At 47.2% G+C, this 16818-nt stretch carries 8 protein-coding genes; 4 read left to right on the top strand and 4 right to left on the bottom strand.

The genetic code is table 11. The features are described from left to right. The first annotated feature begins 122 nt into the window (after nt 1–122). From AABA75_RS01330 to AABA75_RS01320, 3 genes are all read left to right on the top strand, one after another. Nucleotides 123–3755, top strand: a complete 3633-nt coding sequence (locus AABA75_RS01330) for a M36 family metallopeptidase (RefSeq protein WP_338290569.1) — start codon at nt 123–125, stop codon at nt 3753–3755. A gap of 389 nt (nt 3756–4144) precedes the next feature. After that, nucleotides 4145–5551, top strand: coding sequence for an MATE family efflux transporter (locus AABA75_RS01325; RefSeq protein WP_338290567.1), 1407 nt, complete (start codon nt 4145–4147; stop codon nt 5549–5551). Between the two features lie 289 nt (nt 5552–5840). After that, nucleotides 5841–7880, top strand: coding sequence for a TonB-dependent receptor (locus AABA75_RS01320; protein ID WP_338290565.1), 2040 nt, complete (start codon nt 5841–5843; stop codon nt 7878–7880). Nucleotides 7881–7937: 57 nt separating this feature from the next. Here the strand turns inward: AABA75_RS01320 and AABA75_RS01315 are convergent, their stop codons facing one another. Further along, on the bottom strand, nt 7938–11642 hold the full coding sequence (locus AABA75_RS01315; RefSeq protein ID WP_338290563.1) for an AAA family ATPase: 3705 nt from the start codon (nt 11640–11642) through the stop codon (nt 7938–7940). Beyond that, on the bottom strand, nt 11639–12973 hold the full coding sequence (sbcD, locus tag AABA75_RS01310) for an exonuclease subunit SbcD (protein ID WP_338290562.1): 1335 nt from the start codon (nt 12971–12973) through the stop codon (nt 11639–11641). Before sbcD ends, AABA75_RS01315 begins: the two co-directional genes overlap by 4 nt. A 109-nt stretch (nt 12974–13082) precedes the next feature. Between sbcD and AABA75_RS01305 the strand changes: the two genes are divergently transcribed. Beyond that, entirely contained in the window at nt 13083–13850 is a 768-nt protein-coding gene (locus AABA75_RS01305) for a class I SAM-dependent methyltransferase (protein ID WP_338290560.1), read from the top strand. A gap of 57 nt (nt 13851–13907) precedes the next feature. Here AABA75_RS01305 and AABA75_RS01300 read toward each other — a convergent pair whose 3' ends face one another. Continuing rightward, nucleotides 13908–15869, bottom strand: a complete 1962-nt coding sequence (locus AABA75_RS01300) for a TonB-dependent receptor plug domain-containing protein (protein ID WP_338290559.1) — start codon at nt 15867–15869, stop codon at nt 13908–13910. 198 nt (nt 15870–16067) lie between these two features. After that, complete coding sequence (locus AABA75_RS01295; protein WP_338290558.1) at nt 16068–16802, bottom strand: type 1 glutamine amidotransferase; 735 nt, start codon at nt 16800–16802, stop codon at nt 16068–16070. Between the last annotated feature and the right edge of the window lie 16 nt (nt 16803–16818).

The raw sequence follows: 16818 nt of genomic DNA, 5'->3' as shown, positions 1-16818 counted from the left end.
CTATCCGCTTATCGGTGTTTTAGCGTTTACGACAGAAAAAAAACAAGGCTCTGATGCTAATTAGGGGCCCGAGCTTACATCGATGCGAACCCAAAAACATATCCAAACATGAAGGAATAACAATGAACAAGCTTCGTCCCTCAACCGTGGCGTTGCTGGTATCTGCAGCACTCTCCTCGACTGCCGCTACAGCCAGTGTCCATGCTCCACACTCTCTGAAAAATTACGATCACGCTGGTGCAACTCAGCTTAAAGGCGTAGGCCTTGCGACCGCAGCGCGTGAAAAAGCATTGGCTGAGCGCGCAACTGCTTCTGGTCTTAAGAGCCACTTTGATGCACAAATGGGTAAAGCAACCTTTTTGTGGGCTCCTGAGAGTCAAAGCAAACCCGATCTGAGCCTGATTGCTCCAGAGCACAAAAACGCATATGCAGCTTCATACTACCTGAACAGCCTTACAGGTTTTTCTTCTGAAGAAACTGCTCTCAACCGCGCCACTTTGGCTTATGTTCACGACACTGACCAAGGCCCATTGGTGGCGAAGTACCGCCAAGAAGTACAAGGTGTTCCGGTATTTAATAAAGAATACAACATCGTTATGGACCGTGAGCACAACCTGGTAGCAGGTTCTGGTTACCTGGGTACAAAAGTTTCGGCACCACAAGTTTTGCAACTTTTCTCAAGCTTCGGCACACCTGAAGCTGCCGTTAACAAAGCTATCTCCGAAATCAGTGGCGGCAAAACAAAAGCCAACTTAACGATTGCTGAGAAAAAAGGCGATTACATTCTATTCGACGCTGAAACTACAGAAGGTTTGGAAGTCGTTGGTCAGCCGCGCGCCAAGCAAGTATTTTACGATCTAAACGGTAAGCTAACTGCCTCTTATTATGTCGAAGTTAAACTGGCACAGATGGAAAACCCGTTAGACAGCCATGACTTCAGCTTTGTTATCAACAATGCCGGTAAAGTATTGTTCAGCAAGAATTTGGTCTCTCATGCGAGTGAGCAAGCCAACGCTGAATTTACTTATCGTGTTTGGGCTGAAGAAGACGGTTTCCCTTACCAAGGTCCTCACGGCAAGGTTATCCCTCAAGCCGCTGGAGAAATAGACCCAACAGCTTATGTTGAGCAACCATTAGTTACTGTAGATAACTACAGTAAAATCAGTACTGATGATCCTTGGTTACCTGAATATGCCATGTACACCTACGGAAACAACGTATTAGCTTATGCTGACGTTGTTGCTCCTCAAGGCTACAACGAAGGGGATATCATTGTATCAACTACTTCACCGATGACCTTCGACTACCCATTTGACGAAACTCAGCGTGCAAACAGCTTTGTGAACCGTCAATCTGCTGTAGTGAACATGTTCGTAATGAACAACTTCATGCATGACTGGTGGTACGATCACGGCTTTGACGAAGCATCGGGTAACGCCCAGCTAGACAACTATGGCCGCGGTGGTGTTGGTGGTGACCCATTAGAAGTACAAGCACAAGATTACTCAGGTCTGAACAATGCCAACATGGCAACGCCTTCTGACGGTGGCAGTCCGCGTATGCAGCAATACCTATACACCTCAAAAGACGCCGTTAATGGTGTAGATCAGGGTGTTAATATCGTTTCTCACGGCACATTAGGCATACTTGAATCCACACAGTTGTCTTCATTTGGTCCTCAGCAGTACACCGATGTTAGTGCCAACCTGAGACGTTTGAACGACGGTAATGACGTTGACAGTGGCTCTGTCAACGACGGTTGTGAGTCAGCAGTTAATGGTTATGCGCTTGAAGGTCGTATCGCAGTTATCGACCGTGGTAGCTGTACCTTTGTACAAAAAGTACTAAATGCTCAAGAAGCCGGAGCTATTGCTGCCATTATTGTTAACAATGTCGATGACGGCACGCCTGCACCGATGGGTGGGGATGATCCTTCAGTAACAATTCCAAACGTAGGTTTGAATTACCAGGAAGGTCAGGCACTGTACTCTCGCATGGCCGGAGGCAAGCAAGTAACTGCTGAGCTATTCAGCAAGTTCCCACTTAAAGACTCATCATTCGACAACGGCATCATCGCTCACGAATGGGGCCACTACATCCAAAACCGTTTGGTTGGTAACGCTGCTGGTTTGATCAACTTCCAGGGCCGCTCCATGGGTGAGGGCTGGAGTGACTTCCACTCTATGATGTTCATCATCAAAGAGTCTGACGCAGAAATCCCAGGCAACGAAGAATGGCAAATGCCATTTGCTACTGGTACTTACGTAGAGGATTTCTACACGGGTATCCGTCGTGCACCTTACACGCCAAACCAGGAAGTCAACCCTCTGACCTTCCAACACATCACAGCTGGTGCTGAAGTCCCAGGACTACCTCCAACTAATGGTGCATCTCCGCACGGCGCAGGTGAAATGTGGGCTGCTGTACTTTGGGACGTTTATGTTCGCCTGTTGAACATGTATGAGTTTGACGTGGCTGAAGCGCGCATGGCTAACTACCTGGTGGCCAGCTATAAAGCGACGCCAATCGCACCAACTTACACAGAAGCACGTGATGCATTGTTATCAGTCATGCTGGCAAATGATGCTGATGACTTTAACGCAGCAGTTGAAGCATTCGCGAATCGTGGTATGGGCTTCGGCGCGATTTCTCCACCTCGCTTTAGCGATGACAACTCAGGCGTAACTGAGTCATATGCGACACAGCTTGCATCTTACGGCGCTGGCAGTGTAAGCATCTCTCAAGCAGGCGTTGATGTTTGTACTGCAGACGGTGTTATCGATGCGGGTGAAAGTGCCAACATGTCATTCAGCATCAGAAATAACGGCAGTGAAGTACTTTCTGGTGTAACCGCACAGGTAGAAGTACTGAGTGGTCACGATGTTACACTGGCTAACGATGGTATGGTTACTTTCGGTGATGTTGGTCTGTTTGAATCAGCAAGTAGTGGCGACATTGCCTTTACTCTGAATTCTGCAGGTACAGGTGATCAAGTAGTATTTGGCGTAAGCTTCCCTGAAGCGGTTGAAGGCGATGATACTGTTGAGCCTGAAACTATTTACGCTGGCGCATTGGTCAACTACGACTTCGTTAAACTTCCAGTTGTAGGCCAAACTGCCAATGACAACATGGAAACACTGGCCAGTCTGGATAACTTCAAAGAAAACGTGATGTACGGTGGTTCAGATGCTGCTGGCACCCAAACCTTCGATACAGTTAATACAGGCTACTTCCAGTCATTCAATCCTGGTGTGGATCTGGGTAGCCAGACTATGTTGTTACTAAACAACTCATTCCAATCTGACGTTGCCGTAGAAACTGACATGGTAGAAGTCGCTTATGGTCAAGACTTCTCCATCAACTTCTGGCACTTCTACTGGTTAGAAGAAGCTTGGGATGGTGCAGTTGTTGAGATCAGCGTCAACGGTGGCGACTGGATGGATGTAACGGCTGCTGGTGGTACTTTCTCTACTGGTTATAACTATGCATCACTATTCACTAACTCCACTCAGGCACTGCAAAACCGCCCAGTGTATAGTGGTATCAATGGTGACTTCGCAACCTTCATGGGTAACACTGAAACCATCAGCTTCGGTCAAGCACTGAACGGTCAGACCGTACAGTTCCGCTTCAGAATCTCTTCTGACGTGACTGTAAGTCAATTTGGTTGGTTCATCGATGATGTAACCTTTACCAACATTGAAACCTCAATCTTCTCAGAAGTTGTTGCTGGTGACTCTGTCGCTTGTGACTAATCCTTGATTAGTTTGATGTGATAAAAGGCGCTTCTAAGCGCCTTTTTTATTGCCTGTGAGCCAATCAACGACTGTTGCAATTTGTAACCCTCCAAACAAACCCGTTGACAACCTGCTCTGTGTTCGTCATGCTGCCGAGTCTTATCAACTATTACCGGAGCAGGCCAATGAACAATGTAATCCACTTCATTTGCGCTGATATTGTGTTATCACAGCCGGTTAATGGTTTTACGCGCTCTTAAGAGCCACGTCCTCTCGACAAGCATAACGTACCACCTCTTAACCGCTTCAGCCTTTTGAAGACTCTCCGGCCGGAAAGTAATTGCTTTCTGTAGATTTTCGCGCTCGATTATTGATATTCGAGTGCCTTGCTTAGTGGATAAAGCGTGATGGATGATCAAAAAAATAAGCCATCGTTATGGCAACTATTCAAACTATCTTTAAACAATAATACGCAACAAGATTTTACCCAAGGTTCCATTGGTATAGCGGCCTTTTTACTGGCTGTTCCCATGGTGCTGGAAATGGCAATGGAATCCGTATTCGCTATTGTAGACATCTTTTTTGTCTCCGCATTAGGATTCGCAGCAGTGGCCGTCGTTGGTCTTACTGAAGCCGTACTCACCCTGATTTATGCCATTGCAATTGGCCTGAGTATGGGAGTGACGGCGCTGGTTGCCAGGCGCATTGGCCAAAAGCAGCCAGAGCAGGCCAATACTATTGCCGGGCAAGCGCTGTGGCTTGGGTTCTCAATAGCATTGGCCATCGCCCTGATTGGCAGCTTTTATGCAGCAGATATCCTGCGCCTGATGGGGGCTGACGAAGCAGTACTGGCGATGGGTGAAAGCTACACCACTATCATGCTGTGTAGCGCCATCACTATCTTGTATTTGTTCATTATCAACGCCATTTTTCGTGGCGCCGGTGATGCCTCAATTGCCATGCGCTCCCTTTGGATTGCCAATGGCATCAATATAATACTGGATCCCATTTTTATTTTTGGTTTGGGTCCAATACCAGAGATGGGGGTAACAGGCGCAGCCATTGCAACCAGTATTGGACGAGGAATTGGTGTGCTGTATCAGCTTTGGCACCTATTTGGTGTTGCCGGCAGAATACAAGTAAGAATAGCTCAACTGCGTATTCAATTACCCATCATTCAGCAACTTATTCGGGTTTCAATGGGAGGCATGCTGCAATTCCTGATAGCTACCGCAAGCTGGGTAATCTTGATGCGTATTGTGTCTCTGTATGGCAGTGAAGCTGTCGCCGGGTATACCATTGCGATTCGAGTGGTAATGTTCAGCATTTTACCCGCATGGGGATTGAGCAATGCGGTCGCCACACTCGTAGGTCAAAACCTGGGTGCAGGCAAGCCAGACAGGGCTGAGCGCTCCGTGTGGGTTATTGCCCGTTACAACATAATATTTATGCTAACTGTGGCGCTGCTGTTTATTGTGTTTGCTCCTGATATCATTGTTGTATTCAATGATGACCCGGGCGTACTGCAGAGTGGCATCGACTGCTTGCGCATGGTGGCTTATGGCTACGGTTTCTTTGCACTGGGAATGGTTCTGGTGCAGGCATTTAACGGTGCTGGCGATACTATGACACCCACCCGCATCAATTTTTTCTGTTATTGGTTGATACAAATACCTTTGGCATACTGCCTGGCCGTATATTTTGAGTTGCAATCGCAAGGCGTTTACGTAGCTGTGCTTGCAGCAGAGTCGCTGATCGCAGTGTTTGGTTATTTGCTCTTCAGGACAGGTCGCTGGAAACAAACAGCCATTTAACCGAGTGCTTACCTGTTGATTGAGATTTTTAAAACTCAATCAACAAATGTGGCATTATATTAAAAGAACGGTGGTCAATAAAATAAATGAACTCTGTTTTATAATATTGAAAAGCCCTTTACAATGAACCGAGTGAACATGACGGACTAAATTGAAATATTGAATTTCGCATTTTTCGGCGAAATTAGCGTCATATTAGAGAATTTAATTCGAATCTGACTTTGTTTTGTTCCTTTTGAGGGTTCACTCAGTAAAAACAGCTTTTGCTAAATCAAATAAAAAGAACAATATGTTTCACAAGCGTCTTATCTTCAGTTTTATATTGATCTTTGCAAGTGCAAATGCCTTTGCAATAGAAAATGCCATGGATACCATCGTGGTTACCGGTACCCGCAATAACCTTGCCCTTGCTGAGGTGAACAGCAACCTGTCTCGGGTGAACCAACAAGAGATTGCCACAATTGCGCCGACACATATAACAGAGGTGACCAATCGAGTCCCCGGAGTCTGGATAAGCCGCGGTAATGGTCAGGAACATTTGACCTCTTTACGCTCCCCGGTCCTCACAGGCGCCGGCGCGTGTGGTGCGTTTTATATGGCTGAAGATGGTATTAGCCTCCGGGCACCAGGTTTTTGTAATGCAAATCAATTATTTGATATCAACACTCTGCAATCTGGTGGAGTTGAGGTTCTACGGGGGCCTGCGGGGGTAGTTTATGGTAGCAACGCAGTACATGGGGTAATTAACCTGCTGTCACCTGACTGGCAACGACTACCTGAACTTTCTGTGGCACTGGAGGCTGGTCCTAATCAATACAACCGCCAGCAATTTGTAGCAAAGAGCAGTCACAGCGAGCACAAATTCGCTGTCTACGGGGTCACCACTAATGATGGTGGCTATAAAAACGATAGCGGTTTTGAGCAGCAAAAATTCGATTTGTTACACCAAAAAGAGCATCGAGATTACAGCATCAAAAATCGCATCAGTTATAGCAATTTGGATCAGGAAACCGCTGGCTTTATTCAAGGTTTTGAAGCATATGAAGATGCCGCTCTTAAGCAGGTAAATCCAAACCCAGAAGCCTATCGGGATAGCCGTTCATTTCGTGCCTGGTCGCAAATAGAATTTGCATACAGCGGCGCACAATTCCTGTTAAAACCCTACCTGCGCTATCATGACATGGCATTCTTGCAGCACTTCCTCCCCTGGCAAGCCACCGAAGAAAACGGGCAGCGCAGCTTAGGGATGTTAAGCAGTATGGCTTACCAATACCGCGACATTAAGGTTACAACTGGCGTTGATGTCGACTCTACCGAAGGATGGTTAAAAGAGTTTCAGGAAGAACCGTTTAGCGCTGCCATACCACAAGGTGAACACTATGATTACGAAGTGCAAACTACCTCCCTTTCTCCTTATGTTGATCTGCAATACCAACTCAATGATACCCTGGCTCTGTTAGCAGGTTTGCGCTATGAACACAGCCGTTACGATTACGAAAATTTACTTTCCGATGGTAATGCCTGTGCCACTGACGTGGACAATTGCCGCTTTTATCGACCAGAAGATCAGGTACGCACTTTTTCTAATTGGTCGGCTAAGCTGGGGCTTCACTATTCCCTGTCTGCATCACAATTTGTTTATTCTCAATTGAGCCATGGCTATCGAGCACCACAGGCTACAGAGTTATTCAGATTGCAAAATGGCCAGGTGAGTGCCAACCTGGACTCCGAAAATATGGTTTCTCTGGAGCTTGGCTTGCGCGGTCAGTGGCAATCTCTGAATCAATCCATTTTTTACGATGTGAGCTTGTATTGCATGGAAAAATCCGATCATATTTTCCAGGATACACAACGGCGAAATGTCAGTGAGGGAGAAACCAGGCACGACGGTATGGAGCTCTCAATCAATTGGCAATTCACGCCAAGTTGGCAGTGGACTGTAGCACTGGATTACGCCCGCCACACCTACGACAACAATCCCGCCATAACCAGTGGCACAGATATTCGCGGTAACGATATCGATACCGCACCGCGATTCAATGCCAATAGCAGCTTAAAATGGTCGCAAGACGACTACCATGTAGAGCTGGAATGGTACGCTTTGGACAGCTACTATTTAGATCCGGCCAACACGGCAAAATACGATGGTCATCAGCTGCTGAATTTGCGCGCTGCAATGCCGCTATCAGAACACTTTTCTCTGTCATTCAGGCTGCTCAATCTGTTGGATGAAGACTATGCCGAGCGCGCTGATTTTGCCTTTGGCAACTATCGTTACTTTGTCGGTGAACCCCGCTCCCTATTTATCACTTTGAGCGCGTCGCTGTAAGCAAACCTTACTGCGAGCCAGTGCAAACCGTGCTCGCAGTTCTGAATGAGACTCGATTCAACCCGCAACCGAAGCCCGATATTGCGCTTCTAACTCACTCACCCCGAGGCCGTTTTTCTTATTCACTTTGATCTGTACCGGAATGCGCTCTTTCAAGGTTTCGATATGACTGATAATACCGATGGTTTTGCCTGAAGCATTAAGGTTATCCAAGGTGTCCAGTGCAAGGTCGAGAGTTTCGGCATCAAGGGTGCCAAACCCTTCGTCCAGAAACAGAGAATCGATGCTGGTTTTGTGGCTCACTAAATCAGACAAGCCCAAAGCCAATGCGAGGCTCACTAAGAAGCTTTCCCCGCCCGACAAGGTCTTGGTATCGCGCTGATTGTCTGCCTGCCAGGTATCGGTTACCTTAATGCCTAAACCTTCAACGTTTTCTCGGCTAAGCAGGTAACGACCGTGCAATTGCTGCAACCTGCGATTAGCAAGATGAATCAAATTGTCCAGGGTCAGTCCCTGAGCGAATTTACGAAACTTTTCTCCTTTGGCATGACCAATAAGATCATACAAATACTGGATATCATCGAACTCGTTTTTGAATTCTGAGATGGTGTGTGCCAGTTCACTTTGCTGTTGACGGTTGCGCTCATCCCGCTGCAACTGCCCCCTTAGCTCCCCCAACCTCTCTGCTAACAGTTGCAATTGCTCATTAAATTGTTGCTTTTGGTGGGTGTACCTGGCTATCGCCTCATCCCTGTCGGGAAGTTCCTTATCCTGTTGTTCGGGCACATTGCCATGGTGCTGAGCAAGCCTGTTTTGAGTGTTGGCCAATAATGTTTGTGCCTCCTGAAGCCGTTGCTCCAGTGTTTTATCTTGCTCCCGTAATTGCTGTAACTGCCGCTCTTGCAATAACGCTGACTGAAACGCTTCCTCATCGTCAAAAGGGCTTTCCTCCAGTCGGGAAGAGAAAACCCCGCGAAGCTCGACACCTTGTTGCTGTATTTCCTGATGTTGCTGTTGCAAGCTTTGCAGCTTATTTCGACTGGCTAACATCAGGTCCCGTAGCTGCTGTGCAGCGCTTCGATTGGCTTCCACGTTCTCTACTAATGTGGCTAATTGTTGACGTCCCTCATCGAGTAATTGCTCGCTGGATTGCTCACCGGCCAGTGTTAGTTTTTGTTGCTGCATGGCCTGCAGGTTTTCCTTTATAACCTCCAGCCTGGTCTGCTCATCCTTCAGTTGCTGCTCGTTGCTTTCCAGCTGTGGAGTAATAGCCGCCAGCTGGGTTTGCAGTTTATCGGAAGTCGAGGTCAACGACTGCATCGCTTCGGAATTAGCCTGCCACTGCGATAGCTGTTGCTGCAAAGCGTCAAACCAATGGGGATCTGGAATTGCTTGCACAGGCTCTGGAAATGCCACCTGTTGCATTTCCTCTATAAAGGCAAGGGATTGTATTTGGCAAGATTGAATTTGACTTTCTAGTTCCTTATGCAACTGTTGCATTTGCTTTTGATGAGCATCGAGTTTAGCTTGCTGCAAGGACACATCATTAGCAGCACTGTCACATAAAACCTGCAACTGACTGCTCATTTGCTGTGCAGCCTTCAGTTTTTCCTGCTGAGCCGCGTCCTCAGCTAATAGCCGTTGAAGCTCCGCCAATTCCACTTCTGACTTTTTATACAACCGGCTAAGCTGTTCTCTATCCGAAATCAATAGAGTATCCGCAATCTGAAAATTTGCTAATTGCGCACGCCAATCAGATTCAGCCTGGCTAGATTGTGTCTTGGCTTGCTCAATGCCCGAGCCCAATAATCGACATTTCTCTGTGAGCGACTCAAGCTGCTCACGGGCTTTTGTGCCCTGTTGCTTTAACTGCTCCAGCTCTTGTTCAGCCTGTTGCAGCTCCTCGGCCACTTCACTTTCCACCAGTTCGGGGAGGGATTCTGGATGCTCCATTGAGCCACATAAAGGACAGGGGGAATCTTTATCCAGTACCTCTCTGAAGCGGGTTATTTCCTGGGTCAGGGCCAGTTGCTTTTGCAAACTTTTAAGCAATTTTTCCTGCCTTGCATAATCATTTCGCAGCAGCGCTATTTTCTCTTGTGCCGTCGCTTTATTTTGCTCCGTTTCAGCCAATGCTGTTGTTTGAGTGTATATTTCTGCTTGATAAAACAACCATTGGCGCTGAATTTCCTTCAGCCTCATTAATACCGGGATTTGCTGGCTGAGTTCAACCTGTTGTCGTTGGCACTGCTCTCTATTCTCTTCACTCACAATCGCGTTTGACGCTTGCTCTAATTGCATCACTTGCTGTTGCTGCGCCATCCACTTTTGACGAGCTTCAGATTCAGCTTTAGCCATTGCCTGACCTTGTTCAAGCAACCTTTGATGCTGCTGTTCGCTCTCTTGCAAAGCCTGCTGCTTTTCCTGAATTACCTGTTGCAGTTCAGCTATATGCTTTGCGCTCACCTGCCAACCAGATAGCTTGTGCTCCAGCCCTTTTAGCCATTTATGCTCTCGCAACCAAGCTTGCAAACGCTGCATTTCATTTTCTGTTTGACTAAGGGATTGTTTAATCTGCTGCCATTGGCTTTGCAGCTCATTGTTACTTTGTTGCAGCTGCCCCAGCTGCTGCTGAGCGTCGGATTTTTGATTTTCAGTACTGAGCAACTCTCGCTCTAACGGGATCAGGGTCTGGCGGATCATGGTCTCAAGCTCGCCGAATCTAACTTGTTGCTTCTTGAGCTGCTCATTCAAAGTCGAAAACTGTTGCTCTGCTTGCTGTTGTTGTTGGGTGGCGGAAGCACACGCCTGTTCTTGTGCGGTGATGCGTGCTTGCATTTGCTGTTGCGCGGTTGTGTTTTGTTGTTGGTTTTGCCAATTGAAGCGCAGCTTCTCGGCCGCCTCGCCTTGCCTGAGGCACTCCATTTGAGGCTCGGCTGCCTGCCGTGCTTGCTGTGCGTTTGTCAGCTGAGATTGTGCCCCGGATAACTCCTCTTCCAGCTTTACTAGTTGCTGCCACCAATACAGATGCATTTCAGTATTTTGAAGGTCAGCTTTGGTTTTTTCAGCCTCAAGACTTTGCTGTTCTATGTCATTCCGTAAAGCCTCTCGCTGCTCATCACTTAACAACTGGGCTCCCGCCAAACGCGCTTCCAGCTGCTCCAAATGTCTCTTAGCTTCAGACCTTCTTTGTGCCACTTTTTCGGAAATTCGCCCGTAAACATCGGTACCTGTCAGTTCCTCCAGTAATGCAGCCCGTTCTTCCTCTCGAGCATTGAGAAACGCCGCAAACTGACCTTGCGAAAGCATCATAGAGCGAGTAAATCTGGCGAAATCTAATCCGGTGATTTGCTCTACCAATTCGGCTTTTTGTTTTATCTGCGACGCCAGTATTTTGCCACTTTCCACCTCCGCCAGTTCCACATCCGCTGGTTGCAGATTACCATCCGCTTTTCCTCGGGCACGACGCATAAACCAACTGGCTCTGTAAACCTTTCCTTTAACTTCAAACGCCACTTCAGCGCCACATTGCGCTTGTCCGCGGGTCATAATTTCATTACTGGATTGACTCAGCGCGCCCAACCTTGGGGTTTGATGGTAAAGGGCCACACAAATAGCGTCTAATAGTGTGGTTTTACCCGCTCCAGTGGGGCCGGTAATGGCGAACAAACCATTGGCATCAAACTGCTCAGCGGTGAAATCTATTTTCCACCTGCCCTGCAAAGAGTTGAGATTTTGAAACGCCAGACTCAGTATCTTCACAATAGCTTTCCTTGCTCTGCTGCTGATTCTGCTACCTTTGCTGGCGTTTCAGCGTCCTCATCCAGGCTTGATTCAATTTCATTGAACAGCGTTATCAAACGCGCTGTTCGGGCTTGTTGCTCTTCATCAGAAAAGTCTTCCAGTGCCAGTCTACGTTCAAACACTTCCATGGGAGTCAGCTCGCTCAGGGATTCAATGTGCTGCGCAGATAATACCTGGCGACGCTGACCTTTAGCCCGAGTCACCTGCAAAATTTCCAATCTTGTGCCTTCTGTCAGCTGCTGTAAGCGCTGTTGTAAGTCAGACAGAAAGTCTTGTTCTGTCACTTCGACACTCAACCAGATGGATTCATCACGAGGCAACTGCGCCAGCTGTTGTTCCAGCTCTTTAAGATTGCCCTTGAGCTTTTGCATTGCCTGAAAACGCGGAATAGTAATGCTGGTTACCGACTGCAATGCCTGTTGCTCAAAACACACAAGTTCAACGCTCTTTGGCTGTGAAAGTTCATCAAAACTTAAAGCAATGGGGGAGCCGCAATAACGGATCTGCTCGGCATCCGCAACTTTTTGTGCCTTGTGAATGTGGCCCAAGGCAATGTAATCCGCCGGTGGAAAATCAGACGCAGGGAAGCCATCGAGGGACCCGATATAAATATCCCGAACCGAATCAGACTGACTCACACCCAGCGCCGAAAGGTGACCCGTCATTAAAATTGGCATGGCAGTGGTGGCTTCATCCCGTATTTCGCAAGCCCGCGCATACAGGGAATGATAATGCGCCTTGATGGCCTGTCCCAGGTGCTGGCGTTTTTGCAACCCACTTTGTTGTGCCTCGCTTAACATCACATCGCGAGGTCGCACAAAAGGAACCGCGCACACCAACATATTTTGCTGCTGATTTTGCAGCATAATCAATTGCTCGTCGGGTTGTTCAGATACTTGTGCAATGACGTGAGTATGCAATTGCTTTAGCAGTCTTTTTGATTCATTCAATACCGCTACTGAATCGTGATTACCCGCAACAAAAACAAGCTGACAGTCCAGCTTCTGTATGCCGATAATAAATTCGTTGTAGAGTTCTCGGGCATAACTGGGCGGCGCACTGGTATCAAAGATATCCCCCGCGACAATGATAGCATCTACGCTTTCCCTCTCAACAAGCAGCAGCAACCATTGTAAAAACTGCTGGTGCTCTTGTTTTCTGTGTCTCGTATAGAAGTATTGCCCCAAGTGCCAGTCTGAGGTGTGAATAATTTTGAACATAAATTCCGAAAATATGGATTGAAAGTCAGACAGTCTTGCCAGAGACAGAATATACCCTAAACCAAGCATTGAATTAATCCCTTTTGTGGCAACTGCGTATTGAATGCAATGACAAATCACGATGATGGGTCTATCTTGTTGTCTGCTACAGGAAAACAACTATAAATTGAGGAAAATTATGATCAAAACCGCATTAAAAATCGCCGCTGTATCGCTGGCGTTAAGCAGTCTTACGGCCAATGCTGAAGAGCTCAGCAAAACCCAACAAAAGTTGGAAGACGCCCTGCTAGCTGATATCCGAAGCGAAAAAGAAGTGGCTCGCGACGATAATCGTTTACCCATGCAAACCCTGGAATTTTTTGGTTTCCGGGAAGATATGAGCGTAGTTGAACTGGTACCAGGTGGTGGTTGGTATACTAAATTGTTAGCCCCGGTATTAGCGGAAAATGGGCAATATTATGGAGCTATCGGAACCAGCCGCATCAAAGAAAGATTGAGCAATAAGCCTGGCTTTGAAAACATGCAGATCATTGCTGAAGATGCCAATATATACCGCGCTGAAGGCGCTAAATTTTACTCATTGGAACTGTCTGATGCTGGTTTAGGTATAACAGATGTCGATATGGTAATGACCTTCCGCAACTATCACAATTTTTCCGAAGAAGGTCGTCGTGCCATGAATAAAGCCGCCTTCGACGCGCTCAAGTCTGGTGGCACTTATGCTGTTGTTGATCACACAGCACGCCACATGGAAGCCCCAAATAACGAAAATCGCCGTCGCTTCGATCCTGTACTGGCAATCAAGGAAATTCAGGAAGCCGGGTTTGAATTTGTCGATTATAGTGACCTACATCACCGTCTTGACGATACCCTGATCTATGAAGTGGGTCGCAAGTCAGTAACTGGTAATACCGACCGCTGGACCTTAAAGTTTCGCAAACCCTGATTAGCTCATAAACCATTTAAAGAGCCGCAATTGTTGCGGCTCTTTTTGTTTTCACACTCAGAAAAATACTCTGGCCCCCACTCTTACTGCAGTGTCCTCGTCCCCAGCGGTAATGGTGCGCAACGGATTCAGATCTTGTAAATCGGGGGCTGCATAATCATCCGAAAGTAAGTTTTCCAACGTCACATAAGCCTGCCAATAGTCCCGCTCATATTGATATTGCATGTTGAGAAGCAAAGTTTCATCTACCGCAGTCCGCTCACTGGCGTAGCGCAAACTCAGGCCAACACTGTGTTGCGGTTTGAAGTCCCATACCATGCCTAACCTCGCCAACCACCGCGGAACAAACTGGCGTCCAATATCCTTCTCTGAAAATTGGCTGCCCTCATGCTGATAACTCAAATTGGAGTACCACTGTGTGGTTTCCGTTGCAAACTGATAGTCCAGCTCCAGACCGTAACGATTGAAGTGATCAGTATTTTCGAAGCGAACCTCAAACTCATTGCTCATACGCTGGATAAAGTCATCGGCATGGGTCCAATAAAAATTTGCGATAAACAGTTCGTTATCCTTGGTATAAGTGTAGGCTACATCGAGGCTATCTACTGTTTCAGGCTCGATTACGGGGTTACCCACGATCACCCCTGGTGGAATATTAATGTGCTTCTGGAAAAAGTTGGGAGAATTAAAACCGGAGGAATAGAGCACCTTAACGGAACTATAAGCATCAAAACTATGGATCACACTAATCCTGGGTAACACATTAGCGCCCGATGCTTGGTTGTCTACATAACGCACACCCAGAGACACCCGTAAATCGTCAAAATCATGCAACCATTGACCGTACACTGCCCACTCGGAGACGTCATTTTGTTCCATAGTGGTAACACGGGTTACCCCATTTGCATCGGTGTTCAGGTAGTCTCCGGTCTCCCGCTCCTCCGCTTCGACACCTAACACCCACTCTGTTTGATCACTGGTCTGATGGATGTACTGACCACCGACCCGCAATCGGTTGTTATCATCACCATCACCAAAGTTTTGCACGCCAAACTCACTGCCGTTAAATAGGCGTTCCGTAGGAATGCGCAAGAAGAAGTTGCTGTAGTCAGCATACAATCGGTACTGTTGCGTATCCGTTAGCCAGCTTTTGTCCACCTTAAACAGGCGCCCTTCTTGTTGCATCTCACTGTGATTCAAAATCGTGGCTGCGGCGGCAAGGCCCTGAACATTTGAGCGGAATTCGTGATATTGCAGCTCAAGACTATCATCTGCCCAGCCTAACATAATGGATTTATCATCAGGTTGTTTAACAATACTGCCACTGTTTGGTGTGTCCGGCGGGAAAAAACCGGGAGTGGGCCTGAAATCCATAAAAGCATCGTATTCCTGGCTCTCACGCCAATGCGCAGATAGGTTTAATGTTCCGCCCCAAAGAGGCATCCCATGATTAAGCGCCGCCTCTTTGCCACCACCCGTAATGACTGCTGCATGTAAACTGCCAGCAACAGATTTTTTAGTGACCACATTGATAACCCCGGCGGACGCGTTAGAGCCATGAAACACCGTGCCAGGTCCACGGATCACTTCAATATGGCTGATTGCCTCCAAAGGAATGCCTGCAATGGGAATGTCACTGTGGGAAGCTTGCCAATAGGGTACGCCATCCAATTGAAATAATACTTTCTGATTAAAGGCCTCAAATAGTCCACGTAGCATCACTGATTGCGTGCCAATACCGGTGTGTTGCACATCTGCACCGGGCAGCATGGCAATCATCTCAGCTAAGCTATGGATGCCCATTTTTTGTAGCTGGCCCACATCAATGCGAGAAACCACGGCAGGTGTTTTGACGATATTTTCAGACTGGGTGGAAGCAACACTCACTTCCAGTTCCAAAAGTTGCTCGAAAGACATCAAAGCCAGGTCATCGGTTTCATCAGGCTGCGGTTCAGCATAAATCGACACACTCAATAGCAGTGCCGACCCTGTTATCATACCAGCAAGTTGCGAGTTCATTTCTTACCTGTCAGAACGGAAATCGCCTTTTTCTGGCTCTCCGCCCACATGCTTTGGGTTCTTGTTTTTAATCAAACGACCTTCATGCTGTGAGCACATCCAATGGCATTTGATTTCTCTACTTACAGTGTGGATGAATTTTTGGAATTTACCAGAATATTAGGGCTTATTGGTGACAGCCTTCTGTTTCCAATCTTTTCAACCGGAACATAAATAATCGATAAATTTACTTACCAAACCATTGGACCATGGCGTTTCCTTAGCTTGAGCAATAACCTGATTAAAATGCTCGGTATCTTGTGTATATTGAGTGCGAAACACCGACAAGCGTTCAATCAGAATATCTTTATCTACTTCCGGATGAAACTGAAATGCCCAAAAGGGCAAACCGCTTACTTTAAAAGCATGGGGACAGGCTTCAGTAAAGGCCAAAAGCTCGCATTCGGCGGGCAGTTGCGGGGCGCGTTCTCGATGCACACTTACAGCATAAAATGGATCCGGTATGCCACTGAATAGTGGATCCGTGCCGGCCGCTTCAGTGAGAGAAATGGGCAAGGTGCCAATTTCAAAATCCCGTTCATCTCTGACTATTTCCCCTCCCATCGCTAACACCGCTAATTGAAAGCCAAAACAGGACGCAAATACGGGTTTTCCAATTTGCCGGCAATACTGAAGTAAGCGCACACAATCTGGCACAAAAGGGTAAACCTCGGGTTCCAGTACACTAGCTTCGCTGGCTCCACCAACGATCACGGCATCGTATTGCTCAACCAGCTCTGGCGAAAACCTTGGCCTGTCAAAGACATTCAACACCTCAAGCTGAGCTCTATTGATATCCGCAAAACGCACAAAACTATCAAACTCCTCTTCGCGCACTTGAGGCTTATCTCTTATCTGTACCAATAGCAGTTTTAAATGTTGTCTTGTGTTCATGGCCTTTGGTCTCCTC

Origin of the sequence: Planctobacterium marinum, from assembly GCF_036322805.1 — a bacterium.
In the GTDB taxonomy this organism is placed as follows: domain Bacteria; phylum Pseudomonadota; class Gammaproteobacteria; order Enterobacterales; family Alteromonadaceae; genus Planctobacterium; species Planctobacterium marinum_A.
Note: the sequence above shows the minus strand (reverse complement) of the source record. Positions and strands in the feature narration are given on the sequence as shown.